This is a genomic window from Maridesulfovibrio sp. FT414, from assembly GCF_050916235.1.
In the GTDB taxonomy this organism is placed as follows: domain Bacteria; phylum Desulfobacterota; class Desulfovibrionia; order Desulfovibrionales; family Desulfovibrionaceae; genus Maridesulfovibrio.
This window is the reverse complement of sequence record NZ_CP104854.1, coordinates 1261698-1286194: the sequence shown is the minus strand read 5'-3', so window position 1 is coordinate 1286194 and position 24497 is coordinate 1261698. Positions and strand designations below refer to the sequence as shown.

20 protein-coding genes are annotated in these 24497 nt (G+C 49.8%); 1 reads left to right on the top strand and 19 read right to left on the bottom strand.

Annotated features, from left to right (window positions below; translation table 11 throughout):
* Window position 1 precedes the first annotated feature (1 nt).
* From N7E73_RS05705 to N7E73_RS05630, 16 genes are all read right to left on the bottom strand, one after another.
* Window positions 2-1033 (bottom strand): sialidase family protein, encoded by a 1032-nt coding sequence (locus N7E73_RS05705; protein WP_432738072.1) that lies wholly within the window; start codon window positions 1031-1033, stop codon window positions 2-4.
* Window positions 1034-2164 carry a UDP-4-amino-4,6-dideoxy-N-acetyl-beta-L-altrosamine transaminase gene (gene pseC / locus N7E73_RS05700; RefSeq protein WP_432738071.1) on the bottom strand — a complete coding sequence of 377 codons (1131 nt, stop codon included), beginning with the start codon at window positions 2162-2164 and terminating at the stop codon, window positions 1034-1036.
* Window positions 2161-3141 carry a UDP-N-acetylglucosamine 4,6-dehydratase (inverting) gene (gene pseB, locus N7E73_RS05695; RefSeq protein ID WP_432738070.1) on the bottom strand — a complete coding sequence of 327 codons (981 nt, stop codon included), beginning with the start codon at window positions 3139-3141 and terminating at the stop codon, window positions 2161-2163. The genes pseC and pseB overlap by 4 nt, the downstream gene beginning before the upstream one ends.
* Window positions 3131-5086 carry a glycoside hydrolase gene (locus N7E73_RS05690; RefSeq protein WP_432738069.1) on the bottom strand — a complete coding sequence of 652 codons (1956 nt, stop codon included), beginning with the start codon at window positions 5084-5086 and terminating at the stop codon, window positions 3131-3133. The genes pseB and N7E73_RS05690 overlap by 11 nt, the downstream gene beginning before the upstream one ends.
* Window positions 5087-5090: 4 nt before the next feature.
* Window positions 5091-6320: an ATP-grasp domain-containing protein gene (locus tag N7E73_RS05685; RefSeq protein ID WP_432738068.1), complete on the bottom strand. Its 1230-nt coding sequence runs from the start codon at window positions 6318-6320 to the stop codon at window positions 5091-5093.
* Window positions 6321-6322: 2 nt separating this feature from the next.
* Window positions 6323-7531: a methyltransferase domain-containing protein gene (locus tag N7E73_RS05680; RefSeq protein WP_432738067.1), complete on the bottom strand. Its 1209-nt coding sequence runs from the start codon at window positions 7529-7531 to the stop codon at window positions 6323-6325.
* A gap of 14 nt (window positions 7532-7545) precedes the next feature.
* Window positions 7546-9075, bottom strand: coding sequence for a TIGR04372 family glycosyltransferase (locus tag N7E73_RS05675; protein WP_432738066.1), 1530 nt, complete (start codon window positions 9073-9075; stop codon window positions 7546-7548).
* Between the two features lie 90 nt (window positions 9076-9165).
* Entirely contained in the window at window positions 9166-10098 is a 933-nt protein-coding gene (locus tag N7E73_RS05670; protein ID WP_432738065.1) for a transketolase family protein, read from the bottom strand.
* Window positions 10098-10928 carry a transketolase gene (locus N7E73_RS05665; protein ID WP_432738064.1) on the bottom strand — a complete coding sequence of 277 codons (831 nt, stop codon included), beginning with the start codon at window positions 10926-10928 and terminating at the stop codon, window positions 10098-10100. The genes N7E73_RS05670 and N7E73_RS05665 overlap by 1 nt, the downstream gene beginning before the upstream one ends.
* Before the next feature lie 199 nt (window positions 10929-11127).
* The gene (locus N7E73_RS05660) at window positions 11128-11877 is read right to left on the bottom strand and encodes an SDR family NAD(P)-dependent oxidoreductase (protein ID WP_432738063.1); all 750 of its coding nucleotides are present in this window, start codon (window positions 11875-11877) and stop codon (window positions 11128-11130) included.
* Between the two features lie 6 nt (window positions 11878-11883).
* On the bottom strand, window positions 11884-12798 hold the full coding sequence (locus tag N7E73_RS05655) for a class I SAM-dependent methyltransferase (protein ID WP_432738062.1): 915 nt from the start codon (window positions 12796-12798) through the stop codon (window positions 11884-11886).
* On the bottom strand, window positions 12795-13799 hold the full coding sequence (locus N7E73_RS05650; RefSeq protein ID WP_432738061.1) for a PseG/SpsG family protein: 1005 nt from the start codon (window positions 13797-13799) through the stop codon (window positions 12795-12797). The genes N7E73_RS05655 and N7E73_RS05650 overlap by 4 nt, the downstream gene beginning before the upstream one ends.
* 4 nt (window positions 13800-13803) lie before the next feature.
* Window positions 13804-14478: a pseudaminic acid cytidylyltransferase gene (gene pseF / locus N7E73_RS05645; RefSeq protein ID WP_432738060.1), complete on the bottom strand. Its 675-nt coding sequence runs from the start codon at window positions 14476-14478 to the stop codon at window positions 13804-13806.
* A 27-nt stretch (window positions 14479-14505) separates the two neighbouring features.
* Complete coding sequence (locus tag N7E73_RS05640; protein ID WP_432738059.1) at window positions 14506-15192, bottom strand: NTP transferase domain-containing protein; 687 nt, start codon at window positions 15190-15192, stop codon at window positions 14506-14508.
* Window positions 15193-15210: 18 nt separating this feature from the next.
* Complete coding sequence (locus tag N7E73_RS05635; RefSeq protein ID WP_432738058.1) at window positions 15211-16386, bottom strand: CDP-glycerol glycerophosphotransferase family protein; 1176 nt, start codon at window positions 16384-16386, stop codon at window positions 15211-15213.
* 139 nt (window positions 16387-16525) lie between these two features.
* On the bottom strand, window positions 16526-17662 hold the full coding sequence (locus N7E73_RS05630) for a DUF697 domain-containing protein (RefSeq protein ID WP_432738057.1): 1137 nt from the start codon (window positions 17660-17662) through the stop codon (window positions 16526-16528).
* A gap of 201 nt (window positions 17663-17863) precedes the next feature.
* Between N7E73_RS05630 and N7E73_RS05625 the strand changes: the two genes are divergently transcribed.
* Window positions 17864-18790, top strand: a complete 927-nt coding sequence (locus N7E73_RS05625) for a DMT family transporter (protein WP_432738056.1) — start codon at window positions 17864-17866, stop codon at window positions 18788-18790.
* Window positions 18791-19159: 369 nt separating this feature from the next.
* Here the strand turns inward: N7E73_RS05625 and ychF are convergent, their stop codons facing one another.
* From ychF to N7E73_RS05610, 3 genes are all read right to left on the bottom strand, one after another.
* Window positions 19160-20260: a redox-regulated ATPase YchF gene (gene ychF, locus N7E73_RS05620; RefSeq protein WP_432738054.1), complete on the bottom strand. Its 1101-nt coding sequence runs from the start codon at window positions 20258-20260 to the stop codon at window positions 19160-19162.
* Between the two features lie 353 nt (window positions 20261-20613).
* Window positions 20614-23709, bottom strand: coding sequence for a CHAT domain-containing protein (locus N7E73_RS05615; protein ID WP_432738053.1), 3096 nt, complete (start codon window positions 23707-23709; stop codon window positions 20614-20616).
* Complete coding sequence (locus N7E73_RS05610; protein WP_432738052.1) at window positions 23709-24368, bottom strand: hypothetical protein; 660 nt, start codon at window positions 24366-24368, stop codon at window positions 23709-23711. The genes N7E73_RS05615 and N7E73_RS05610 overlap by 1 nt, the downstream gene beginning before the upstream one ends.
* Window positions 24369-24497 lie beyond the last annotated feature (129 nt).

The following is a 24497-nucleotide window of genomic DNA, read 5'->3' as shown; positions in this document are numbered from 1 at the left end:
TCTATTGGGCTGAAATCTTGATGATTTTCAGCACCGCCAGCTCCACTACCGGAGCCTCTCGTTTTTTTGAAATATAATAGACAGCAATAACCTGTCCCTCGGAGTTAACAGTCAAGTCGCCATATCCCCCGTGAAACCGTCCGCCCTTATACCAGGAGAGGGTTTGAGGCCAACTCCAGGTTTCTCCGTCGTTTTCAGAAATGGACAGTGCCACCCTGCATTTTGGGCTTTTACGGACCATTCCCCGGTAGATCATCAGGATACGGCCATCAGGCAGCAGAAGAAGCGATGGAGCTTCTCCGTATAGTCCTACTGGCTTTGGTGTGCTCCATGTAAGGCCATCATCATCGGAGTATGCTTGAAATATTCCTTCGTAGACTGGCTGCTGCCTGATCATGGCAAGAATCCTTCCCGACTCAAGTCTCACCAGCGATGTTTCGTTAAGTCGAAACTTTTCCACATTGTGAAATATATAGGTCTGATTGGATATCTCTAGTGTTTCAGGATCAATGTAAAAGGTTCCACAGCCGGGACCATTGTAGAATGATCCTATAAAATTCCTGCCATCCTTTGACGAAATAAGGTGTCCGAAAGAAGCCCATTCCCCAGGGGGAACTGCAAGGACTTTTCGCGTCGGAAAGGTCCTTCCTCCATCCGTCGACAGCGAGAAGTAGTTCTCGCGAAGAGTTGAGCTGTGTGTGCGGGTTATGAGGGCGACTCGTTGGCTGTCCAACGCAGTTAGCAGCGCATCGTGCTCGTTGGTCTGTTGCGTCTCATGACTGATCACCAGCTCCGGCTCGTCGAATGTCCAGCCTCCATCCCTTGAGCGGGTGGTGTAGATGTCTCCTGCCATTCCGTGGTCCATCACCTGTCGGAGGTCCGGACTGATATTGACTGCTCTCCTGAAGCCTACAAGCAGGTCTTTGCCGACTATTGTTATTGTCGGAAAAGATTGGTAGCCATCCCAACTGGTTGGAGTGATGCGTTTTGTGTCGAGAATATTTATTGAAAAACGTGGCCGGGATTTGGACATTTACGATTCCTTCAAAGCCTCAATCAGTTTTTTGGCAATGAAATTAACGTCATCAGCATTCATGGCCGGGTGGAGCGGCAGTGTCAGCAGCCTTTCGTATGCTGCTTCAGCAACAGGGCAGAAACCTTCAGACGTAGCGAAGGTTTGGCGATAGTATGGATGGTAATGAACAGGTATGTAATGAACATTTACGCCAATTCCTTTTTCCCGCATGCGCTCGAAAACCTTTTCTCGTTTTTCGGCCGGGATTCTGACAACATACAGATGATAGGCGTGTTCAACCCCGCATTTAGTCATCAGAGGATCTATTTCAGGCGTATACGCAAAAAATTCATCATATTGCGATGCAAGAGCCCGTCTGGATTTTAAAAAAAGGTCAAGCTTTTTGAGCTGGCTGATTCCCAGTGCGCACTGAATATCTGTGATGCGATAGTTGAAGCCCAGCTCCTGCATTTCGTATATCCAGGTGCATTTCTGTGAACGTGCCGATGCGTCCAAGTTTATACCATGGTTGCGGAACGTGCGGATTTTATGGGCAAGGTCTGCGTCATCAGTCAGAACCATGCCTCCCTCTCCGGTAGTAATGTGCTTTACCGGATGGAAGCTGAAGACGGAGATGTCGGCTATTGTCCCTGCGGTTCTGCCATGTTCGTCTCTGGCCCCGATGGCATGACAGCAATCCCCCACAAGAACAATCTCATGCTTTTGGCAGACTTCCCGGAGCCTGTCGTAGTCACAGGTCTGTCCGGCATAGTCAACAGCAATAACCGCTTTGGTTGCAGGGGTGATTTTTTTCTCTACTTCCTTTGGGTCAAGAAGCAGAGTGTCTTCCTCTACATCTGCAAAGACAGGGGTGCCGCCTGTATAGACAACGCAGTTTGCTGATGCTGCAAAGGTAATGGGCGGAACGATCACCTCGTCGCCTTCTTTAATGCCCAGGGCATGCATTACTGCGTGAAGAGCGGCGGTTCCGTTGGATACAGCTACAGCTTCTTTCGCACCTGTATATGCGGCTACGGCATTCTCAAACTGTTTAACCGCCGGCCCTGTGGTCAGCCAGTCTGATTTGAGAACCTTGACGACTTCCGCGATGTCTTCATCATCTATGATGTGTCTGCCGTAAGGGATCATTTGCTGGACACCAGTTTTAGCAGATCGTCCTTGCTCAGCCACTGTGTGTTTGTATCGGAACTGTATTCAAAATCGATTGGTACCTTGCAGCCGGAGCAGAGAGGTTTGGCCCGTTCAAAAAATTGATAGGGAGGCATTATTACATAGTATTTGTCATACTCGTAGGTGTTGTGGGCCTCATTCAGAGGAACCATAACCTCGTGCATCTTTTCGCCGGGGCGTATCCCTGTTACATCCCATCTGCAATCCGGGCAAAGGGCTTCCGCCATGTTTCCAATACTCATGCTGGGGAGTTTTGGAATGAAGATTTCTCCGCCCTGCATGACTTCAAGGCTGTTGATGACAAAGTCGATAGCCCCGTCAAGGGTAATCCAGAAACGGGTCATATCCGGATTGGTGATGCGAACAACGCCTTCTTCCCTTGCTTTAAGAAACCGCGGGACGACACTTCCTCTGCTGCCCAGAACGTTACCGTAGCGGACAACAGCAAACCGTGTACCGTCCGTTCCAGCATAGCTGTTGCCGTTAATGAAAAGCTTATCCGAGCAAAGCTTGGTTGCGCCGTAGAGATTTACCGGGTTGGCTGCTTTGTCCGTGCTGAGTACTATGACTTTCGAAACACCCCGGTCAATGGCAGCCTCAACGATATTTTGGGCTCCCAGAATATTGGTTTTTACCGCTTCAAAGGGGTTGTACTCGCACGCCGGGACTTGTTTCAGTGCTGCCGCATGGAAGACTACGTCAATTTTGTTGAAGGCGCGGCAAAGGCGTTTTGGATCTCGAACATCTCCGAGAAAGAAACGCAGGCACGGATAATCCCGTGGAGGGAATTTGAGCTGCATCTCATGCTGCTTAAGCTCATCCCTGCTGAAAATGACAAGCCTTTTGGGACGATATCTGGTGAGGATGGTCTCGACCAGTTTCTGCCCGAATGATCCGGTTCCGCCGGTGATAAGAATCGATTTGTCATTGAACATAGTCTGTTGCCTTTGGGTGCGGCTTTATACTGAAGCCGGTAGAAAAAATAAACTGTTCGTGCCCAAACATAGTTTTCCTGCAGGTTTCATCAAGCTCCTGCATGGAAAAAGCCACCCTGACAAATGGAGATGGGGCGGCTTGTCGGCAAGTAATCATTGCAATATATGCATGCTCAGGATTCAGCGGACTGATTTCAAGAGCTGTATTTTTCCCCCCTATGACCAGTTTGGAGTCGGTCATCCCTGTTGCTTGGGAGGAAGATACCAGAAAAGAAACATTATTGCTATGATCGAACGATCTGTCTGCCAGTGAAAAATGTTCCTGCTGTCCGCCGCTGGATGCCGCATAGAATAGAGATTCGCGGTCATGGTTGGCTGTGAGCAGTGTAATATGCCCAAGCCTGATGTAGCCTTCCGGTTTCTGTTTAAGCCTGAAGGCGTAGAGCACGTCTATCTGCTGTTTGTCTTTGTAAATTCTGACAGCTTTGTCTATCCGTCCCTGTTGTATGTCGATGGTTGCAGAAATCTGCACATACTCTGCATTTTCATCTCTGAATGGTTCTACGCGAGATAAATCTGTTTCCTTTGGGTTTCCCGGACCTTCAAGTATAAGGTGACCGGAGAAAAAGTCTGCCCCAAGACCGATGTCATTGAAGTATCCGTGCTCTAGGGTACCAAACGAAGGTTTTCCATTATGGGCGGCGAATGCCGCGGAGTGAATGGCCAACCCTTTTGCAGTGTTAAGTACCACCGAGGTGTTCCCCACGTTCACAGATATGAAGCGTCCGTTCAGCTCAACCCGCTGTCCTGAGATCTCAAAAGAAGGCTGGTGGACAATCCCCCCTACTGCATCAGCCAGACTTGCCAGCCTGTTCTCTGCATCGCGAAATCTTTCTTCTGTAATGTGGGTACGAAGATCGCTGGACCAGCAGAAGCAGAGTTCGCGCCACAGTTCTTCCGTAGTTTGTGATGGCTCCATTTTTTCAAGTTTTGCAGCTACGGCCCGGCAGAGCGAGTTCATGATGAAATCTTTACGTCCACTCACCGCCCAGCGGGTCAGGTTGTATTTATTCTGCTTTTTGACCGGTACAGGCTGTTCTGCACTGCACAGCGAAAGAGGAGTTCCGGCTCCCGGCAGATCAATATCGGAAAGGGCCTCAGCAGGTAAATGAAAAGAGTGTCCATGTTGTTTCAGGGCGGAAAAGGCCTGGGACATTATTTCCCATTCACTTTTACTCCCAAAAACCGCTTCCGTTTTATATCTTCCCGGACGGTAATCAAAAATTTCAGCATCGTTTCCGTAAATTGCCAGCCATCCATCTTTTTTGCCGAGGTTTTCTATGTAATCGATATATTCAGGCAGCTCTATTTCCCCGTGAGCAAAACGCTGCAGTTTCTGGAACACCATTGACCTGCTCCAGAGCATGGGAATTGATTCGCCATCAGCCCCAAGGGCTCGTTGAGGCAGATGCTGGATGTGCTCAGGCCAGTTAAAAAAACGGGCCGGATTGTCATAATCCATGAACACTCCTTCATAGCCGGATTCAATATAGTGCTCAACCAGTCCGGCAGACCAGGCCTGCTCATTGACCAGCGCAATTCGGGGGATTTGTCCCAGAATCCGTTCATATGTTTTCATGCCCAGCCTGAAATTAGCACTGTTTACTGAGGCTGGAACAAGCGGTCCTATTATTTGTCCGTAACCGCTGCCTATAAGTTCAGCTTTGCTATTCTCCAGTAGCACTTTAAAATGATCGATCCATTCCGGTGCTAGATCCTGAATCATCTCCAGAGTTATGCCGCTTGCCTCAATTCCCAGCGGAATGTTGTCCTCTTCGCAGATGCGCAACAGTGGACGGTAACAGCGGTCTATCACTGTTCTGCGGTCCTCTTCTGGAATGGAGGAGAACATGAGATTGAGATGAAATATTGCGAAAAGTTTCATCGTGCTATTCGGTAATTATTCTGATGCATTTAACGGCTTTTTCAACGTTTTCAACAGCCTTTTCCATGGTTTCTGCAACACCCATAACCACTCCTGACCTAGCCGGGTGGCTGGTGGCGGCAGATATTTCAGCACCGATTTCCGTGCGGATTTCGACCATGCGAATCCCTTCAATTTTGCGGGCTTCTTCGACCCCATTGATGGACACGACCCTGCCTTTATCCGGGAAAAGGTATCGCTGGGCCACTCCTTTCTGGAATTTGGGGGTCATTTCATCCGGGCTTGGGGTCTCTCCAAGGGCCAGCCGTATGGCTATGCCCACGAAATCGACACCGGTGTTCCATGGGATTTCATGGGAACAGAAATATCCGCCGGAAAGCCGGGCGGCCATTTCAATAACGTAAGGCTTGCCTTTGTGTACAACCATATCGCCTTTGGCGACACCGTGTTCAATGCCTAGAGCTATGGCTGCACGACCGGAGAGTTCCTTTACGGCCTGGCTGGTTTCCGCCGGTAAAAATGACGGAAGCTGTCCGCCGTTTTCGATAATATGCGGGGCAAAGCGTTCAAGAAATTCATAGTTACGGTCGGAGAATCCCGGTGTATAGGCCTTTCCCTCAACCACGAATCCTTCGGTACTGATCTGGGGACCGTCGAGATAGCTCTCAACCATAACCCGGCCGGTGGGTGATTCTTTTCTGGAATGTTCAAAAGCCCATTCTGGAGACGGCATATTCGCTGCCCTATGAACAACTCGCAGGACTCCGCGCGCCCCGCGACTGTCCACCGGTTTTATTACGAGGGTTTCCTGCCGTTCCTGCAGGAGTTCATAAAATTCTGCTGCACTGAAGATTTCCCTGTACCAGGGAATCGGAATACCGGCCTCCCTGAAGCGGTCCTTCATAGCCAGTTTGTCAGTGGCCAGGGCCGCAGTTTCACGGCTTACAGCCTTGAGTCCGAAATGATCGGCAACAGCCGCTACCGTGTGCGGGGCATCAACCGCTGCGCACATGACTCCGTCCGGCCTGCCTCCCTTTGCCGCCCACTCGTTGAGAGCGGCAACGGCTTTATCCGGTGTATAGACACAGCCGATTACAGACTCATGGGCGTATTTGAATCCCGGGGCGTGCGGGTTGAGATCCATTGCAACTACATGGGCTCCCAGTTCCACAGCCCTTTGGATAGCCGGGACTGTTTCCAGCCCGGCTCCGATCATTATCAGGGTTTTCTTCACGTTTACTCCGCCTTGCGGCAGACTATAAATGTATTCTGGCCCTTGGGGTCATCCGGGAAAATAATTCGGCCCTGTTTAATCCCGATCACTTTTTCCACTTCGAAGTTCTCCGAGCAGAGAGCGATGATTTCTTCAAGGGAGAATTCGCGCAGGTGCTGGGAATTGACCGGAATATGCCCCAGACTGTTCTGGGGGGTACTCAGGATAAGTTGTCCTCCGGGCTTGATTACCCGATGCATTTCTTTGAAATATGATGCCGGGTCGACATGTTCAACCGTTTCGAAGCTCGTTACGGCATCGAATTTACCCTCTGCGAAATCAAGGTCGGTAGCGTTGGCAGTCTGGAAGGATATGTTGTCAAAATATTTTCCGGAGGAGGCCTTACGCACTGTTTCAAGGTCAAGGTCGGCGGCAATGACCTGTCCGGCCTTTTGGGCCAGAATGCGGGCTCCGTAGCCGGGTCCGCAGGCACAATCCAGTACGTTGCAACCCTTCTCAATGTAATCAAGTGCCAGTTCATAATGGAAGGTCAGTTGATCTCCGGCCTTGATGCTTTTTTCCCTGCCTGCTTCCATTCTTTCTGCCGTGTAGACTCCTTTGGCTGTTTCTCTGCATGTCTGCAGCCAGTGGTCGTCAACAGGAGGAAATTCATTCAGCCTGCTGGTGCTGAATTCTGTTTCGTGCTTGAACATATAAAATTTGGGATGCACTTTATACACGCTGCAATTCCCATTTTCTTCAAGCATCGAAGACATTTTCTTCAATGCACCCAGCCGGTATACATCCGCTGTCAGCTGAATGGGAAAATCGTCAGGCATTTTCACGCAGTCCAGACCGTTTTTTTCGGCGAGATCAAGCATCAGCTCCGCATGCTCAGGAAGCCATCCGAAATGCAGGCCGTCAACCCTGATGAATCTTGTGCTGTCTTCCTTGTCCCAGATTGCGTTGATCATGCGTTGAAGGGGACTTTCATCATGACCGTAAAATATGCTGACTTTGCTTTCAGGAAACATTGCCGGAACATCATTAAGCCTTCCACCCCGGTCAAACTCGGGCGCGATGACTCTTATGTCGGCTTCCGGAAATTTTTCCAGAGCCCGCCTGATGGTCATTGCTACCACCGGATGGCCGTCTATTTCGTTCATGCACCAGTCCGGTGCTCCGCTCCATGCCCTTGATGACGCCTGAATCAGAATAGTTGGAGTATGCATTTTACCTCGTTTGCTTAAAACAGTTCCTTTTCGTGCTTGCGCAGGAAATATGTGCTTACCGGAGTGACAAATTTTGTATTCAGATATGAAGGCTTGAAGAGGGAGTGAAACCTCTTCTGGAGTTCCATGTCTTCTTCATTCGTAGTCCACTTCCCGTTTACCCTTGCGTGCATTTCCTTTGTTGCTTCAAGGATTTCATCTTCAGTGTTGTCGATAACCTCAATGTCGGAGTTGGCAAATTGTTCCACTCGCCAACGACTTATCCCTGATTCCAGTTGTTCCTTAACCGTGAGAATTCGTTTTTTGGATTTGGACCAGAGCAGTTTGAATATAGCCAGGTCTTCAGGAGAGCAGAAATGAATTATTTCAAGGCGGACGACATTAACACTGACACAAGGTATTCTGAAAACCATAGGTACATGCATGAGTCCGCTTTGTATCCCGACGAAGAATTTGCAGGTTGCCGTCAGGTAGACATCCATGAAATCACTCCTTTTTCCGCTGGTAGAGTAATCCATGAAGCCATCTCTCATTATTTCAAGGGGGGCTTTGACTTCGCAGCCCATTCGCAGAACGTTGTATCCTTCGTCAAGCAGGAACTCGGCGCATGGTTTAAGGTTGTTGATGTTCATGTCCCGGACTTCCTGCATATCGGCATCGTGGTGTTCTGGGTTCTTAGTTCCAAGATAGGCCGGGTCCCTTCCGAACAGGCACACGTGAGGCTTTACCGAAGAAAGGCCGAGATCTGTTACCCCTGCTAGTCCTTTAGCGCGTTCAGCGTTGTTGAATTCCAGATGGTTGTCCGTTAGCTGCATTACGCATTCAACATCACGCACAGAAGCCACCCTACGGGTATTGAGGATTATTTCGTGGTTATTGGTCAGGTTGTTTCGTCTTATGGCATCGAGGATGAGAGAATATTTCGGGGAGATCTTCATTTGCCTACAATACAAGTCAGCCAGAGTTTTATTGGCAACCCTGCCGTCCTTGAAATAAAAAAGATCAAGACAGTTGCGATAACGTCCTGTGTCCCGTTCGGAAAGGTAGATCTCGCATTCCATTGCCAGATGGCCGAGTCTAGAGGAGTAAATTTCGCCAACCCTGATAGTTATTAGCGGCCGAAATGCTTTGATTGCTATGGCAATGATGCCCAGTCCAACCCATTTCAGAATTTCCATTGTTGGACTCGGTCTTAGGGTAGGCGCGGCATCATAATTGTTTTCCCTGACAGCGATGTTCAGTTGCAGGTTCCAGAAGCATGAATAAAAGTTCACCGCACGGACAACATTGTCATGGTCATAAATCATTCCACATACAATGACTGCTTCATCAGGTCGGAATGAGAGCATGCACTTTAGAAGCGGTGTGAAAAGCGGATGAAATGTTCCGTTGAAGTACGTCGTTTTTTCTGACGGATAGACGTTTCTGTCCCTTTCCGGAACCAGAAGGTGGATTTCGGTCGTCTCCCGGTCAACCTTGGCAATATAACTTTTGATATATTGCTGTTGGGCCGTGCCTATTATGAGCAGTCTTGTTTTTTTCATGCAGTGTTGTTTCGAATTCAGAGCTTTTGACCTTGATGCCATTCCAAGGATGCCTCAGCAGGGCGCCAGAGGCATTTCCTACCACACTGTTTAAGCCTTGCGTTTAATGACCTTGCGGACCGCTTCAGCAATATCCTCAGGCATAAGTCCATATGCTCTGGCCAGATCTTCCGGCTCTCCTGACGCGCCGAAAATGTCATTAATCGCCACCCGCTCCACTGGAACCGGATGGTTCTCGCAGACTATTTCCATCACGGCTCCTCCGAGTCCGCCATACTTGTTGTGGTCTTCACAGGTCACGATGGCACCGGTTTCACGCGCGGCTTTTACAACAGCTTCCTCATCCATGGGTTTAAGCCAGGACATGTTCAGCACTCTGCAGAAAATACCTTCTTTGGCGAGTTGTATGGCTGCTTCAAGTGCCCGGTGAACCATGACCCCGACAGCCATGATGGTTGCGTCTTCGCCTTCGTGCAGGACATTGGCCTTGCCGGGCTCAAAAACTGTATCCGTATCGAAGACATTGGGCAGCGGGCTGCGTCCTGTGCGCAGGTATAGAGGACCTGGGGTATCCAGCAGATATGGCATGATTGCCTTCAACTCAACAGGATCAGCGGGGGAGACTACAGTCATGCGCGGTATACTGCGGTAAATGGCAATGTCTTCAAGAGCCTGATGCGAAGCTCCGTCGGGGCCGACATCAACCCCAAGATGGCTGGCTGCGATCTTGACGTTGAATTCAGGGTAGGCGATGGAGTTGCGGGCCTGTTCGATGGCGCGCATGGAAGCGAAGACAGCGTAGCAGGTCACAATGGGAATCACTTCTGATTCCGCAAGACCTGCGGCCATGGAAAACATGTTCTGTTCCGCAATGCCGCACTGGATGAAACGGTCCGGGTAAGCCTGACGAAAATGGTAGGTTCCGGTTCCTCCGGCTACATCGGCATCAAGGACAACGAAATCGTCACGGCTGGCAGCAAGCTCGGTAAGTACCTTGCCGAAAGCATCTCTCATATTTTCCATTAGATAAGCTCCTCGCATCCGCATTCACGCAGGGCACATTTGCGGTCTTCTCCGGTAGGGCAGAGACTGCCGTGCCATTTGGGCACGTTTTCCATGTAGGAAACTCCCTTACCTTTTACTGTGTGGGCAATGATTACAGTCGGCTTTCCGGCCATGGCCCTTGCCCGGTTGAATGCGTTCTCAATTTCGCGGAAATCGTGGCCGTCTATTTCGATAACATGCCAGCCGAAGGCTCTGAATTTGTCATTCATTGGCTCGATCGCGGTAATTCTGGTGTTCAGGTCGTCGCTCTGCAGTTTGTTGTAATCAACAATGGCAACAAAGTTGTCGAGGTTGTAGTGGGCTCCGAACATGCAGCCTTCCCAGATTTGTCCCTCGTTCAATTCCCCGTCGCCAAGCAGCGCGTATGTGCGGCAACTGCGGCCTGCTCGTTTAGCCCCCAGAGCGCAGCCCAGCGCGAATGAAAAGCCCTGTCCCAGTGAGCCTGAGTTGAACTCAACGCCTGGAGTCTTCATGCGGTCCGGGTGTCCCTGAAGCATTCCCCCTGCATGGCGCAGCGTTTTGAATTCTTCCTTGGAAAAGAAACCTTTCTCGGCAAGAGCTGCATAGAGTGAAAGACAGGAATGCCCTTTGGATAGGATGAATCTGTCCCGGCAGGGATCATCCTTGTTTTCAACGCAGAAATTCATTTCTTTGGCAAAGAGCCAGCTTATGATCTCCACGCAGGAAAGGGACCCGCCCGGATGGCCGGACCCGGCATGGCAGTTCATTATGATAATGGATTTGCGCAGTTCCGCAGCAAATGCCTCAAGTTCAGCGTATCTTGACATTTTCTTGTTCTTCTCCTGTTTGGACTGTGCCGGTGCGTCTCCGGAAACTCTCAAAGATCCGAAGACTCTTTGAAAAGGAGGCTCAGGACTCTCCCTGATTTATAAATCAACATCATAAAACTATTAGGGATTCCAAAGGGGCTTAGCTCCTTTGGCAGCCGGAGGCATACCTCAGGCGAGACATATAAATAGGCCCTGCCTAAAAATACAGACCGCCGTTGACGTTTATAGTCTGGGCGGTAATGTACGAGGATTCATCAGAAGCCAGGTAAAGTACCACGTCAGCTACTTCGTCAGTTGAACCGAACCGTTTCATGAGCACGTTCTCAGCTGCCTTCTGCACAGCCGGGTTTTTGAGTCCAGCGTCCGCCATTTCCGAGGCGATCAGTCCGGCAGCGATAGTGTTGCAGCGGATTCCCCACTGCGCACCGAATCTGGCGATGACCTGCCCCAAGGAGATGAGGCCTGCCTTGCTGGCAGCGTAATGGGCTGTTCTGGGCCCTCCGTACTGTCCGCTTACCGACCCGAGGTTGATTACGCTGGCTCCCTGTCCTTTCTTGAGAAGTTCAAGGCATTTCTGGGTGCACAGGAAAGGTCCCTTGAGGTTTACGCCAAGTATGCGGTCCCATTCATCAGATGTAATCTTATCGAAATCATTCGGGTTGTTTATCCCCGCATTGTTAACCAGAATGTCCAGCTTGCCTTCCTTCGATTCTATATCGGCAACAACGGAATTAACTGAAGCCTCTTCACTGACTTCCAGTTGAATGCAACGGGCTTTGCCTCCGGTGGCGAGGATGGCTTGAACATTCTCTTCGGCACTGGATTTGTCGGAGACCCAGGTCAGGATCACCTCAGCACCGTGTTCAGCCAGTCTGCGGCAGATGGCCTTGCCAATACCGCGTCCGCCGCCTGTGACCAGAGCTGTTTTGCCTTCGAGTCTTTTCATGAATATTTATCCTTCCTTGCGGGCCACCATCAGAACGGTCCGGCCCATGCCTGCTTCGGCAAAGCAGGTGTACAATTTGTCGAGAAATTTTCTGTTGCCGGTCCGGGTCAGGCTCATTTCAAGTTCCTTGCGCATGGCGTGGCATTCGCGTCCCAGTTCCGGGTTATCAAGGTAGTTTCGGCCCATGAGCAGGAACAGTTCCATGGGGAATGATACTTCTGCGTGCATCGGGGAGAAGCCTGTTCTGGTAAGCAGATTTTCCAGAGATTCGCGGTCAAAGTAGTTCAGGTGGTGCGGCGGGGCTACCCACCATGGGCGCACCTTCATGTCCCTGTTCAGGATTTTCTGTACCGGGGTGTACTCGTTGGGAACGCCAACAGCAATGAGTCCTCCCGGCGCAAGCGTGTCCCGACAGAGTTCAAGCATCCCTGCCGGATCAGGCAGGTGCTCCATGACATCACCCAGATGGATTACATCGAATAAGCCCAACGAGGCAGCACTGGATCGGTCAAAGACCGCGCAGTCCACATCCAGCCCCTGTGATCCGGCATATTCAGCGGCCTTGTCAGACGGTTCCACGCCTTTGGCCTCCCAGCCTCGATCAGCTGCACGCTGCAGGAAAAAACCGTTTCCGGCCCCTACGTCCAGAATGCGTCCTTTCCTGCCGAGAAATTCTTCCAGTTTTTCAAGCCGGGCATTGTTGGTGGCATCAAGCCACTCCCGGTCTTCAAGCTGGTGTTCGAGCATGAGCGGTTTGTCTTTCACATGGTAGTCGTGTTTGTATATTTCGCGCAGCTCTTCTTCACTGGGCAGTGGAATGATGTGCTTGAAACCGCAGCATTCGCAATCGATCACATCAAAGCCGTCCTTGGAGTGCAGGACCTGCCCGCTGTGTTCTGTCCAGCATTTTCTGTCGCTCAAAGTTTCCGCTCCATTCTTTCCAGGATTATTGCCCCGATGTTTGAGGCTCCGTTTCCTATGTTCAGCTTCGCAGCGCGGTCGGACATTTTCCGGCGTAATTCCCTGTCGTTGATGGCCCGGCCTAAAACTTTTGAAATTTCATCCGGGCTGACCCGGTTAAATTTGCCTAATGATATTGCTGCTCCGGCCTGATGCAATGCTGATGCCGAGCGCGCGTGATCTTCACTTATGCAGAGCAGCAGTTGCGGAATTCCGCAGGCGGCCAGTTCATAGGCTGTCATTCCGAAAGACGCTACAGCCAGATCGCTGTCACACATCAGCTCTGCCATGTTGCCGACATTGCTGAGTAATTGAACCTTTCCCTCAAGCTCTAGCGTCAAATTTGTGATTTTGTCCAGATCATTGAACATAGGTCCTGCAATAACTTTTGCAGTCCAGTCGTAATTAACTGATTTGAGTGTCTTAAGAACCAGTAATGTCAGGTTGTTAGGGTCGCTTCCTCCCATGCTTACAAGCAACTGCGGAACAGCCCGGTCCGTGTATGCCGACCGGTTCTGCGAGAATTCCCGGCGCAGGGGGATGAACCGCCAGTCGTGGAAAAGTTCTCCTTTAAATCCGGTCCAGTCCAGCTCGGTTACCTGTGGTACAGGGGGATAAAATGCCAGATCGCATTGAAGACGGTTTGAGGTGGGGTCGTCCAGAGTCGCCAGAACTGTGCCTGCTGATTTTGCGCGGGCAAAGAATGCTGAATCCAGCGGGACCAGCAGATCCAGAATTACGGCAGACGTATTTGAAAACTGCCAATGGTGGAATTCGTCAACTTCATGAACGGGAAAGCCGTCTTTCTCTATTATGCTTCTAGCGACTGCACTGCCCCGGAATACAAAGCCGCAATCCTGTCCGAATTCATCGCGCAGGCAATGGGCAAGGGCAAGGCAGCGTCCCACGTGACCGAATCCCCGTTCCGGAGAACCTTCGCAGAAAAAGAGAAACTTATTCATCTCGTTAAATGAATGCCTGATAAATTTTTTCCGCAATCCGCCAGTCTTCCGGAGTATCAATATCCACCACCATATGCCGCGGCAGGAAGTAGGGCAGGTTCAGGGACTGTTCCCTGTCTTTCGGCAGGTCGGTGAGTTCATGCCAGTAGAACTGCGCTGCATCATGGAAAAACAGCGGGAGATCCTGCGATCTGCTGGCTGCGTATTCCGGGAAGGCATATTGGACCCCGCCCTGCCCGTTGTGCTTGAAGGCCCTCAGGATGGGGTAGGGGAATTCCGCCACTCCCAGCACACAGTTCGCCTGCTTTTCACGAAGAAGTCTGAATCCTCCACGGATGTTTCCGGCAGTGATGAAGGGGTTTGCGTAAAACTGGCAGTATCTTTCGATCGGCCCCCTGTTCTCTCTGACCCACTCAAGGGCATGGTCAATGACAGGCTGGGTGGCGACAAAATCACCGGCGAGTTCAGCCGGACGCATGAAAGGAACTTCCGCGCCGTATTGCCGGGAGACCTCGGCATATTCTTCGCTGTCCGTGCTGACAATGACATGATCAAAGAAGCCGCTCTCAAGGGCGGCTTCAATGGCGTAGGCAATCAGGGGTTTGCCTAAAAACGGTTTTATGTTCTTCCCGGGGATGCGCTTGCTGCCTCCCCGGGCCGGTATGATCGCTATCTGCATTAAATCCTGAAATCCGTAGGTTAGATGTTACTGGTCAGCGCGCAGGAAGGTCTTCTGGGCGGACTGCCAGTCTTCCTCAAAATCGACTTCGATACAGGCGTGGTCGGAGATGTCCACAGGCCTGATTTTGGCTCCGTCCTGAATGATGAACTCAAGGCCTTTTTCAAAGTAGTCCTGATCGGCACAGCGGCGCAGAGCTTCGGTGAAGGCGGGCAGGTCCTTTTTCGCCACAAAGTTGATGCCTACGGCCTCGCCTTCGGCTCCGACAACTTCCTTGGAGATTTCGGTAATATACCCGTCATCATCGCGAAGATATTTGACCTCTTCCTCTCCGCAGTTCTTGCGGTCTACGCCGACAAGGCTCTCTCCGGCGATTTCGCCGAGGAATCCCTTGAGCACGGGCTTTTCAAAGACAACGTCGCCGTTGAGCCAGAGCACATCGTCATCAAGGTGTTCAACCGCCCTGAACAGACTCTTGGAGGTGTTGGTGATGTAGTAATCTGGATTGTACTTGTAGTAGACTTCGGGGAATTGCTCCATGATCAGGGTCATCTTGAAGCCTACCACGACAATGATTTCCTTCACTCCAAGTTCGCGCATGATGCGGATCTGGCGACCGAGAATGGTTTCCCCGTAGGGGAGAACTGACAGGGATTTCGGGAAAGGACGACTGAGCCTGCTGCCGATTCCTGCTGCGAGAATGATTGCTTTCATGGTCTGTCCCTCTTGCTGTTAAAGGTAGTTGGAAACGATGTATTCACCCAGCCGGAAGGCTGCACGCCCGTCCGCCTTGCTGAATGAAATTTCCCTCAAATTTTTCCGGTCTTCAGCATAATCATCAATATTTCTTACCACGATCTCTTCGAAAGCGGTATAGAGATCATCTTCTTTCGTCACTTTTCTGCCGGGAGTCATGGTATCAAAATCAAAGAGCAGTTCCCGGTTGCGGGTGACATAATCCTCAAGGTCGTAAGCATAGAAAATTATTGGCCGGTCCAGCAGCAGATAATCGAAGTAAATGGATGAATAATCGGTCAGCATCACGTCGCAGAGGTTGAGCAGCGGGTAGGCGTCGCTCTTTGAATTGATCATCCGGATATTCGGGGGGAGTGCCACCTGATTGACGGTCAGGCAGGGGTGGAACTTGCACACGAAAAGGATGTTGTGCTGCTGGCAGAACTCTGACAGGCGCATGATGTTGATGGCCCCGTCCTCGAACGGGCCGCCGCCGTTGTCCCGGAAGGTCGGCATGAAAAATACCACCTTACCGCCCATTTTGCGGAAGCGGACCATCTCGGCGAAGATGTCGCGGTCTGCATTGATCATGTCGTATTTGGTCGGGCGTCGCATGATGACATCATTTCGCGGGTATCCGGCCTCGACAAAATGCTTTGCCCGGAAGGCCGGGCCGAAGGCATGCTCCGTAAAGTACGGGGAGGTGGAAAGAACCACATCGTAGCCGGAGTATGCAAAAGTAAGCTTTTCGGCCTTTTCGGGGTTCATGTTTACGGCTGAATTTATCTCCGGGAACCCTATGGCCTTGAGCGGTATGCCGTGCCAGAGCTGGATGGATACGGCTTCTGACAGCAGGGCCCACAGCGATGGCTGCTCTTTCCAGATGAAGTCGTCGCTGACCACAAGCCCGGCCCTGGCCATGATCCCTGCCGCATCAGGATCGCTTACCCACAAGGCCGGAAGTCCCTGTTCCTTGAGAACTGCGGCGTCCTTTTTGGTAAAGGTGATGAAAAAGCACTTGAGTTCAGGCTGGTGCTGCACGCAGTGCAGGAAGAAATATTTGACGTTGTCTATGAAATAGCTTCCGGCCCGGCCGAAAAATACGGCCAGATTCTTTTGTTTGGGGACCGATGCCGCTGCTTCGCGCAGTCGCTGCAGTTCGTGTTGTTCCATGGCGGCCAGTTTTCCGTGTTGATCAGGTTGATGAGAGCATGAAATCGAGCATTAATTCTGACACCTGTGAATATGTTATTCAAATTGGGTGCCAATAACAACGAAAAGATCAATTGATCAGAAAGACGGCCATCTTTTTTTATTTATTTTTTTCGAATATTTTTTTCAGTCTGCCCAGCTTGTCTTTGGCCTTCCGTGTCGTCGATTCAGATTCCGTATCAGGGGAAGGGGGAGTTTCCTCCTCCTTGTTACCGAAACCGGCGAACCTTGCCACCTTTCCTACCTGTTCGGCGGAAAAACGTGCGGCCTTTCCGGTTACTTCAAATGCCCTGTCTTTGGTATCGACCACTTTCCTTGCTGCATTGGCTGCTTTTTCTCCTGCGGATCTGGTGATGGTTTTCAGGTATGCTCCAGTGATGATTCTGGTGGAATCCATGGCAATGGAAAGGAGCATGCCGGCAGCTTCACGAAGTACTGATCTGCGGTAGCCCGGGGATTTGCGGTCGGCTCTGAAATTGAAATGGCTGCGGGTGATGATGCCTACGCGCAGGGCAAGAAATGCGTTGGTGGAACCGTCAAGGATGGAGGCGGTTACGATGGATGTCAGGCCGCTTGCCACCGGAATCATACTCAGGGCCGAACCGGCCAGAACCGGTGACATAATGGCTTCGATCTGGGCCTGAATATCCAGTTCTTCCACTGCCCCGGCAAAGAAGGCAGTTCCGGCCACGTTGGCATATACGGCGAGCATATCCCTGAAAGACGGGCGCTGATTATATATTTTGGAGATATCCCAGACCAGCTTGGTGAGTGTTCCCAGTACGATGAAAGAATCCAGCTGCCCGTTCTGCGAGATTGCAGTGGACAGGAAAATCCGTGTGGCAGTACTTTTCATCTTCTTGGTCGAGATCTCGTCAAGCATGTCCAGAGCTGTTTCAAGCTCTTCGTTGGTGGACAGATTTAACCCTGCATCCCGCACATATTTGTTGCGCCGCAATCGCTTACGCAGCCTGCGGATGAATTCCTGTTCCTCGGCAGGGGTGGGGTTTTCCGGCAATATCAGCGGACCTGGACGGAAAAGGTACATGACCAGCGGGCTCAGGCAGATGATCAGAAACAGTCCGCTCAAGCCGAAGAGCACGTAGTCCCGCGACTGTGGTAAATACACTGCGCACAGCTCCGCCAGTCCGGCAATCTGGTTCAGCATGAACAGCACGAATCCGCCGATCAGGAAAAGCAGGCCGGTCGTGATAAGTCTGAGCAGGGTTTTAGACATATCGGTAATCCTCGCAGGCTGTAACGGTTGTGTTTTCCATATCTGTCTCTATCCAACTATGGCCGAGTGCGTCAAACATGACCATTGTTAAGTGCATAAACTGCAGGACAGGACAGGGAATTGCCGGAGGTATGAAGAATCCTCTTTGAAATCGGATAAGTCTGCAATATCTTGCGCTCTTCATACTTCAATAAGGAATAAATGATGGTAAATATCAAGTCTTCATCCGGAATGGGAGTGGCACAGGTCCTTGCCGGGGCCGCGCTGATCTCGCTGGTGGGGATATTTATAAAAATACTTGTGGTCGACTACGCCCAGCCTATTCTGGTGGTCACTTTCTGGCGAAATCTCTTTGTGTGCACCATCCTTATGGCCGGCCTTAAGATCTTCAAGCCGCATCTGCTGCGGACCGAGCGTAAAAATATTCCCCTTTTTGCCTTGTACGGGCTGGTGCTAACCGGCATGAACGGTATCTGGGGCGGATCGGTCTATTTCAACGGGGCAGGGGTGGCAACGGTGCTGGTTTACATCTCCGTGCCCCTGACGGTTCTTGCCCAGTGGTTGATGGGAGGAGACAGACCTTCCCTGTGTATTCTTCCGTCCATTGTGTTCTGTCTGGCCGGGTGCGCCATGGTTTGCGGTATAACGAGTCTTTCCGAGTTTTCCCTGACCCCGATGGGAATATTTCTCGGGCTGCTGTCCGGTGTGTTCTATTCTGCATACAGCCTTTTCGGCAGGGAATGTGCACTGCGGGGAATAAACCCGTTCTGCGTGCTCATGCATGCATTCGGATTTGCCGCATTTTACATGCTGGTGATCAACCTTCTTTCCAACGGTTTAATCCCAGGCACGGCCCCGTCCCCGGCACATCTGCTGATGCCCGGTGCGGACCTCAAAGCCTGGCTCCTGATCCTGATTCTGGCAGTTGGGCCGTCCATGACCGGTTGGAGTCTGATCAATTCCAGCCTGACACATCTTTCTCCGTCTGTTGTAAATATTCTGCTGACCACCGAACCGATGATGACCGCGCTTGTAGCTATTCCTGCGCTCGGCGAATATATGACCATGGAGCAGTGGGCCGGGTGTTTTCTGATTATCGGCGGGGTAATTGTTTTGAAGAAAAGATGATGCATCTGGCGGCCACCCGGGGGCGTAAATCCTTTTGCAAAAGGGTTTAAGAATCCCAAAACCTTTTAATAAGGCTTCGCCTCGGTTACGACAATTTGTTATTGAATAAAAAAAGTTAAACAGCATTCAGCTGTATGAGTTTACTGATTTTAACGTCGAACATAGTGTCTTTATATGCAATGTGCTGGTTCGTGAATGTGTATTCAAGCCAAAAACAAGACCGCAATATCCTGCTGGATATTGCGGTCTTGTTTTATGACGGTCAGCCGCTGATGTAGCGACAGCTTATTGAAAAAGTTTTTTGGAGAGTCCAGAGAACCTTTTTTTCAAAAAAGGTTTTTTGGCCCTCGGAGAGCTACCGGAGGCACTTTAGACGTTGAACAGGAAGTGGATAACGTCGCCGTCTTTGACAACGTATTCCTTTCCTTCGGAGCGCAGTACTCCGGCTGCACGGCAGGCAGCTTCGGACTTGTGGGTGACGTAGTCATTGTATCCGATTACTTCGGCACGGATGAAGCCGCGTTCAAAGTCGGTATGGATTGCTGCAGCTGCACGGGGAGCTTTGTCTCCATTGTGGATGGTCCAGGCGCGAACTTCTTTAACACCGGCGGTGAAGTAGCTGATCATGCCGAGGGAGTGGAAACCGGTGCGGATGATCTTGGCCAGTCCGGACTCGGTAACACCGTAGGAGTTCAGGAACTCCTTGTACTCCTCGTCGTCGAGGCCGACCAGTTCCTCTTCCATTTTGGCGGAAATCTTTACGAATTCAGCACCGCGCTCTTCGGCGAGGGCCTTGACCTTTTTCACGTATTCATTGTCTTCGGTCAGGCCGTCTTCGTCGACGTTGGCACAGTAGATGAGGTTCTTGGCAGTGATCAGGCGCAGGTCCCGGAGCAGTTCGACCATGATGTCGGATTCAAGGTCGCCGTATGTGTTTGCGGGATTGCCTTCGTTGAGGTGCTCAAGGAGCTTCTCGGCTACGGCAATTTTTGCGCCCAGTGATTTGTCGCCCTTGATCTGCTTTTTCATGCGCTCGATGCGGTTGTCCAGCACCTGCACGTCTGCGAGGATGAGCTCTGTTTCGATTACATCAATGTCGCGCATGGGATCGACAGAGTTGGAAACGTGGATAACGTCGTCGTTGTCGAAGCAGCGTACAACGTGGAGGATGGCGTGGGTTTCACGGATGTTGCCGAGAAACTTGTTGCCGAGACCTTCGCCTTTGCTTGCTCCGGCCACCAGGCCTGCGATGTCGATAAAGTCAACAGTGGAGTGCTGTACGCGCTGGGGCTTTACCAGTTCTGCCAGCTTGTCGATGCGCGGATCCGGAACAGGAACAACAGCCTTGTTGGGTTCAATGGTGCAGAAGGCGTAGTTTGCGCTTTCGGCGTTCTGGGCCTGGGTCAGGGCATTGAAAAGGGTGGACTTGCCGACATTGGGCAGTCCCACGATTCCGATACTGAGAGCCATAAATATTTCTCCTTGGGGAAAATATGAATTCCTCTCCATGCCGCAAAAAATCCCGAACATACGTTGTACGACGCATGAAATAGTCAGTTGAATCGGGATGATGTGCCGCTATGGTTACTGCGGCTCCTTTCAGGACAGCATGAAAGGTAAGTTTTCGTCTTTACTATCTATAAAGATAATATCACGTGTTGCGGACCCTCAATACCCGTCTTTGGTGGGATGGGCAAGTGTTGATTGCGTAGAGTGGGTCACCTGTTGAATGCAGACATAGTTTTGCATTCTGTGTGCACCACTTTTTATTCGTAATAGAAGAAACTCGTCTTGGCATTAACACAGAACAATATCCGTTAAATTTAACCGGTCTTTCTCTTCTTATCCAGTTTGTCACTGCCTTTAGCGGCCTTCTTGCCCTTTTTCTTATCAGGTTCCGGAGCACGCCTCAGTCGAATGTCTATGTTCTTGTCATCGTATACGGAGATTGTCTCATTGCGGCTGATGTAGCCTTTTTTCGATACATTGATGGTATATTCCCCTACAGGTAAACGGAGATAGGGTGTATTGCGTTTTGACGTTCCGTATATTTTAACGTTTGCTTCTGCCGGGACGGTTTTGATCCTTACCCTGTATTCAGGATTAAAGGCTCTACGCGGTGAACCCATCAGTTTGAAGGAGGCCCAGTGATACGGGCGTCCATATTTGTTCAATGTGTCTATCTGCGCTTTCTGCAGAGCCACATCTTTCGGGTTTCCTTTAAGGTATCTGTAGAATTGTTTCATCAGATAGCCCGTGGATTTGTCATCAACTTTCCAGGCTGATGCCAGCAGTGATTTTGTCCCGGCAAAGAATACAGCCCGTTGAAGGCCGATCAGTTCGTCCCCGAGATTGTATTTGCTTATGCCGGTTTCACAGGCTGAAAGGGTAACAAGAGAGGCTTTCCAGCGGCAGCTGAAAAGTTCTGTTGCCCTGAGGCTTCCGTCATTTCGGTCATCTGGGCTCAACAGCAGTTTTGAGTTCATCGGTTCAACACTGTCAAACAGTCCATGAGTGGCTATGTGAATAATGCTGTATTCTCCGGCCTGCTCTTTGAGCATGGTTTCGGTTCCGTTGCTCCCGATACTTACTTTGGACTTCGGTACAATCTTTCCGATGCTGATCGATTCTTCTTCGGCGAACGGCAGGTTCTTGGTGGGATTGCCGATTATCAGTGCTGCTTCCTCAGGGTAAACAGGTTTCCTCTCAACAATGGAAAGGACTGTTACGCTTGGAGAGTAGGAAATCGAGTGCTTGAGGATCAGATACCCCTGCCTTGAACGGAGAGCCTGAAAAGGCAGGTAGTGCAAGGCCTTGTGTGGGATGATTATAAGCCTTTTACTTTTGCTGATTTCCACTTGAACAGGCTTGATGAGTATGTCGTAAAGCTTTCTGGCGTTGCTTTTGCCATATTGCTTTTTGAGAATTGAATTGTTGAATTGAGATATATCCCTGCATAGTTCGCTATAGTTAATTGTTTTTTGGATACAGTTTATGCCTGTGTTTTTTATTGTGATTATGGTCATGGTGTCACCGTTAATGTAGTATTCAATTATGGCGGTGCCAGGCTCGATAAGATCAATCGCCTGCTCGCTGTTTATTGAACTTACATTGGACAGCGAGTAAATTTCTTTGACCGTATTTTCGTTTACGTTCGAGGACAGCCTTTTAATTCCTCTGAAATTTTTTGTGACCAGCTCAAGCTGGTCCTGGCTGTAGTCGCCTGCCCCGTATATACTGTCCATGACAAGGCTGTTAGTCGTATATGTTCTGGATAGCGCTTCCTGGGTACGGTCCTTGAGCTCGATTTCGTTACCGGCAATTATGTCTATGAATGCCCGTGATTTGGATCTTTCAATGTATTCAAAAGCCTGATCAAGTTTCTTCAACTCGACCAGGGTCTGTACCGCTTTGCCGTAGAGCCTTTCCTTCAGACCGAAATAGTTAACCTTTTCCGTCTCGGACTGAATAGTGACCCGCTGTTGCTCAACTATTCGGATCGCTTCATCGTATTGTTTGAAAGCTTCGTTATTGAATCCGCAACGAGCGTATGCGTCTCCCACAGTCGACAGATAGTTGATCATTTCATATTTGTTGAGGAAACGATTCAGTTTTAGTGCGTAGGGAGACATGGCTTTTTGAAGCTGTTCGGGGTTGTCTCTGTCGAGTTTGTCCAGTGGGGATAGCACGTTGGAATTTTTCACCGCTTCCCCGGCCCCCCAGTCAAGCTCTTTGCCGGAGAGAGAAATTTTCATGGCTGTTTCTGTTAATGTCGTTGAGGCATGTCCACTGGTGGAGATTGCGATATCTCCAGCTGCAGCAGCTACAACCAGTCCTGCTTTTGCTAATATTACGCCTACCTTAGCCAGTCCGGATAATAATGATTTCGTGTTGCCTCGGGTCTTATTCTTCTCCAGCAGTTCTTTATTATAGAAGTCTCTAAGTATCCTTTCCGTCTTCCTGTAGTCAGAAAGAATTATATTATCCAGCTCGGTTATAAGTCTCTGCAGTTGCTTATGGTGTTCAAGCGCTTGCAGAGGTTTGTTGTCGGCCATCTGAGCCAGAACAAGCCAGTAGTTCATCTGGCAGTAACGAGTAAGATCCTCTTTTCTTACATTCAGAAATTTCCCCATGGCAGTGCTGTTGGTTTGCAATATGGCTTTGATGAATTTTCCCCTTTCATTCTGGGGGGAGAAAAGTGCCGGAGCCGCAGCCTGCGCTTTAAGGTAATCTCGTTCCAGTATTGAATACTCGGGTGAGAAATCAATCAGGTTCACGTAGGAGTTGTATAGCGCGTAATCAAGGGGGCCGGAGTTATCGGGAGCGAGTTCGCTTTGCGGGTCTTTTCCAAGTTTCTGATTGATGAAAGCCGTTCTTTTTTCGATTCTTTTTCCCAGTTCCATGAAGTCTGCTTCCCGTATGGAGTCAATAAAATCATCAGGAAAGACGAAATCCATTTGTGATTTGCTGAGAAAGGAGCTCGGATAAAAAGTGTAATAGAGAAAACGATAGTTGTTGAAATAGGATGAAATGGGGAGTTCTTTTAAACCCTTCTTTTTGATTTTGCTGTAGATCTCTCTGACTTCCTTATTCATTTCCGATGCCTTGGTGAAGTCGACTAGTCCGTACGAGTAAACTTCAGCAAGGTCGTCCATTATGTAAAGTCTGCTTTCAATCTCAGCATACTCATCGTCACTGTTTTTTGTACGTTTATTTATAAGCGCTAGTTCGTGCTCCAGCAGTGAGGTCAGGTTGTTGTATTTTTTCTTTGCCTTGAAGTGTGAGACAAAAGCATGGAAGTCTGCCGGTCTAAGCGAGTCTTCTTTTTTCCAGGCACATTCTTCCGCAGCCACGGCCTGAGTTGAGAAAAAGAGAATAAGCTGTGCCAATACAACATAAAGGAGTCGTGAGTGTTTCATTACATTCTGCCTTCAAACGCTGTCGCAAATATTTTTTCTGATAGATGGTGAGCTGTTACGGATAGAAGAGTGCGCTGTACGCAGAAATTATCGTTGTGTTCGCCTATAAAGTGTATTGGCGTATGGATGGGGTCAGACTGCCTTTTAGACTCCTCATGGGATATAATGCGGCGCTGGAGAAGTCTGAAGTCGCTCCCATCAAGCACCAGGAGTTCAACTTTTATCATCGCCGAGTCAGACACTTTTGCTGAGATTGTTCGTCCAAGAATGACAAGGTCGAATTCTTTTGGCTCTATACCTTTTAATTCTTCAAAAGAAGTAAGATTGATTTTTTTTACAGCGGCCCATGATTTGATATTGTTTAGGATAATGTCCTGATATTCTTCTGGAATGAAGTATCCCTTGCCATAATCCGGCTCATCTTCTGAGCTATGAAACTCAGACGTCATGACTTTCCTGTTTATCGGAAGCTGGAATTTAGCTGAGTCAGGCAGGGGTAGAAAATCGACTAAGGCAATTTTCAAGTCCGGGTATGCCTTTGGAGCAGGCTCAGTCTTTTTCAGCATGAAAGCCAGTGATGGAAGAGAATTCTTTTGGCATCCTGTCAGCGTGAGCAAAATTACAAGTAGAATTATTGCAGAATTATTCTTGTTAATCATAAAGTGCTGCTAAATTGGTGTTCCTTAATGTTTCTTAATGGTAAAGCCCCGTATCTCTGGTATTGTGGTTATCATTGTTTGGGATGAAATGGAATATAGATTCAGAGATTTGTTTTTGATTCGCAAACA

What these genes read in the sequence shown, in the direction of transcription:
- N7E73_RS05625 (WP_432738056.1), top strand. Translation starts at nt 17,864, where the DNA reads ATGATGGTAAATATCAAGTCTTCATCCGGAATGGGAGTGGCACAGGTC.
- N7E73_RS05705 (WP_432738072.1), bottom strand. Translation starts at nt 1,033, where the DNA reads ATGTCCAAATCCCGGCCACGTTTTTCAATAAATATTCTCGACACAAAA.
- N7E73_RS05690 (WP_432738069.1), bottom strand. Translation starts at nt 5,086, where the DNA reads ATGAAACTTTTCGCAATATTTCATCTCAATCTCATGTTCTCCTCCATT.
- pseF (WP_432738060.1), bottom strand. Translation starts at nt 14,478, where the DNA reads ATGCAGATAGCGATCATACCGGCCCGGGGAGGCAGCAAGCGCATCCCC.
- N7E73_RS05630 (WP_432738057.1), bottom strand. Translation starts at nt 17,662, where the DNA reads ATGTCTAAAACCCTGCTCAGACTTATCACGACCGGCCTGCTTTTCCTG.
- N7E73_RS05665 (WP_432738064.1), bottom strand. Translation starts at nt 10,928, where the DNA reads ATGTCAAGATACGCTGAACTTGAGGCATTTGCTGCGGAACTGCGCAAA.
- N7E73_RS05615 (WP_432738053.1), bottom strand. Translation starts at nt 23,709, where the DNA reads ATGAAACACTCACGACTCCTTTATGTTGTATTGGCACAGCTTATTCTC.
- N7E73_RS05670 (WP_432738065.1), bottom strand. Translation starts at nt 10,098, where the DNA reads ATGGAAAATATGAGAGATGCTTTCGGCAAGGTACTTACCGAGCTTGCT.
- N7E73_RS05610 (WP_432738052.1), bottom strand. Translation starts at nt 24,368, where the DNA reads ATGATTAACAAGAATAATTCTGCAATAATTCTACTTGTAATTTTGCTC.
- pseC (WP_432738071.1), bottom strand. Translation starts at nt 2,164, where the DNA reads ATGATCCCTTACGGCAGACACATCATAGATGATGAAGACATCGCGGAA.
- N7E73_RS05640 (WP_432738059.1), bottom strand. Translation starts at nt 15,192, where the DNA reads ATGAAAGCAATCATTCTCGCAGCAGGAATCGGCAGCAGGCTCAGTCGT.
- ychF (WP_432738054.1), bottom strand. Translation starts at nt 20,260, where the DNA reads ATGGCTCTCAGTATCGGAATCGTGGGACTGCCCAATGTCGGCAAGTCC.
- N7E73_RS05650 (WP_432738061.1), bottom strand. Translation starts at nt 13,799, where the DNA reads ATGAATAAGTTTCTCTTTTTCTGCGAAGGTTCTCCGGAACGGGGATTC.
- pseB (WP_432738070.1), bottom strand. Translation starts at nt 3,141, where the DNA reads ATGTTCAATGACAAATCGATTCTTATCACCGGCGGAACCGGATCATTC.
- N7E73_RS05660 (WP_432738063.1), bottom strand. Translation starts at nt 11,877, where the DNA reads ATGAAAAGACTCGAAGGCAAAACAGCTCTGGTCACAGGCGGCGGACGC.
- N7E73_RS05635 (WP_432738058.1), bottom strand. Translation starts at nt 16,386, where the DNA reads ATGGAACAACACGAACTGCAGCGACTGCGCGAAGCAGCGGCATCGGTC.
- N7E73_RS05680 (WP_432738067.1), bottom strand. Translation starts at nt 7,531, where the DNA reads ATGCATACTCCAACTATTCTGATTCAGGCGTCATCAAGGGCATGGAGC.
- N7E73_RS05675 (WP_432738066.1), bottom strand. Translation starts at nt 9,075, where the DNA reads ATGAAAAAAACAAGACTGCTCATAATAGGCACGGCCCAACAGCAATAT.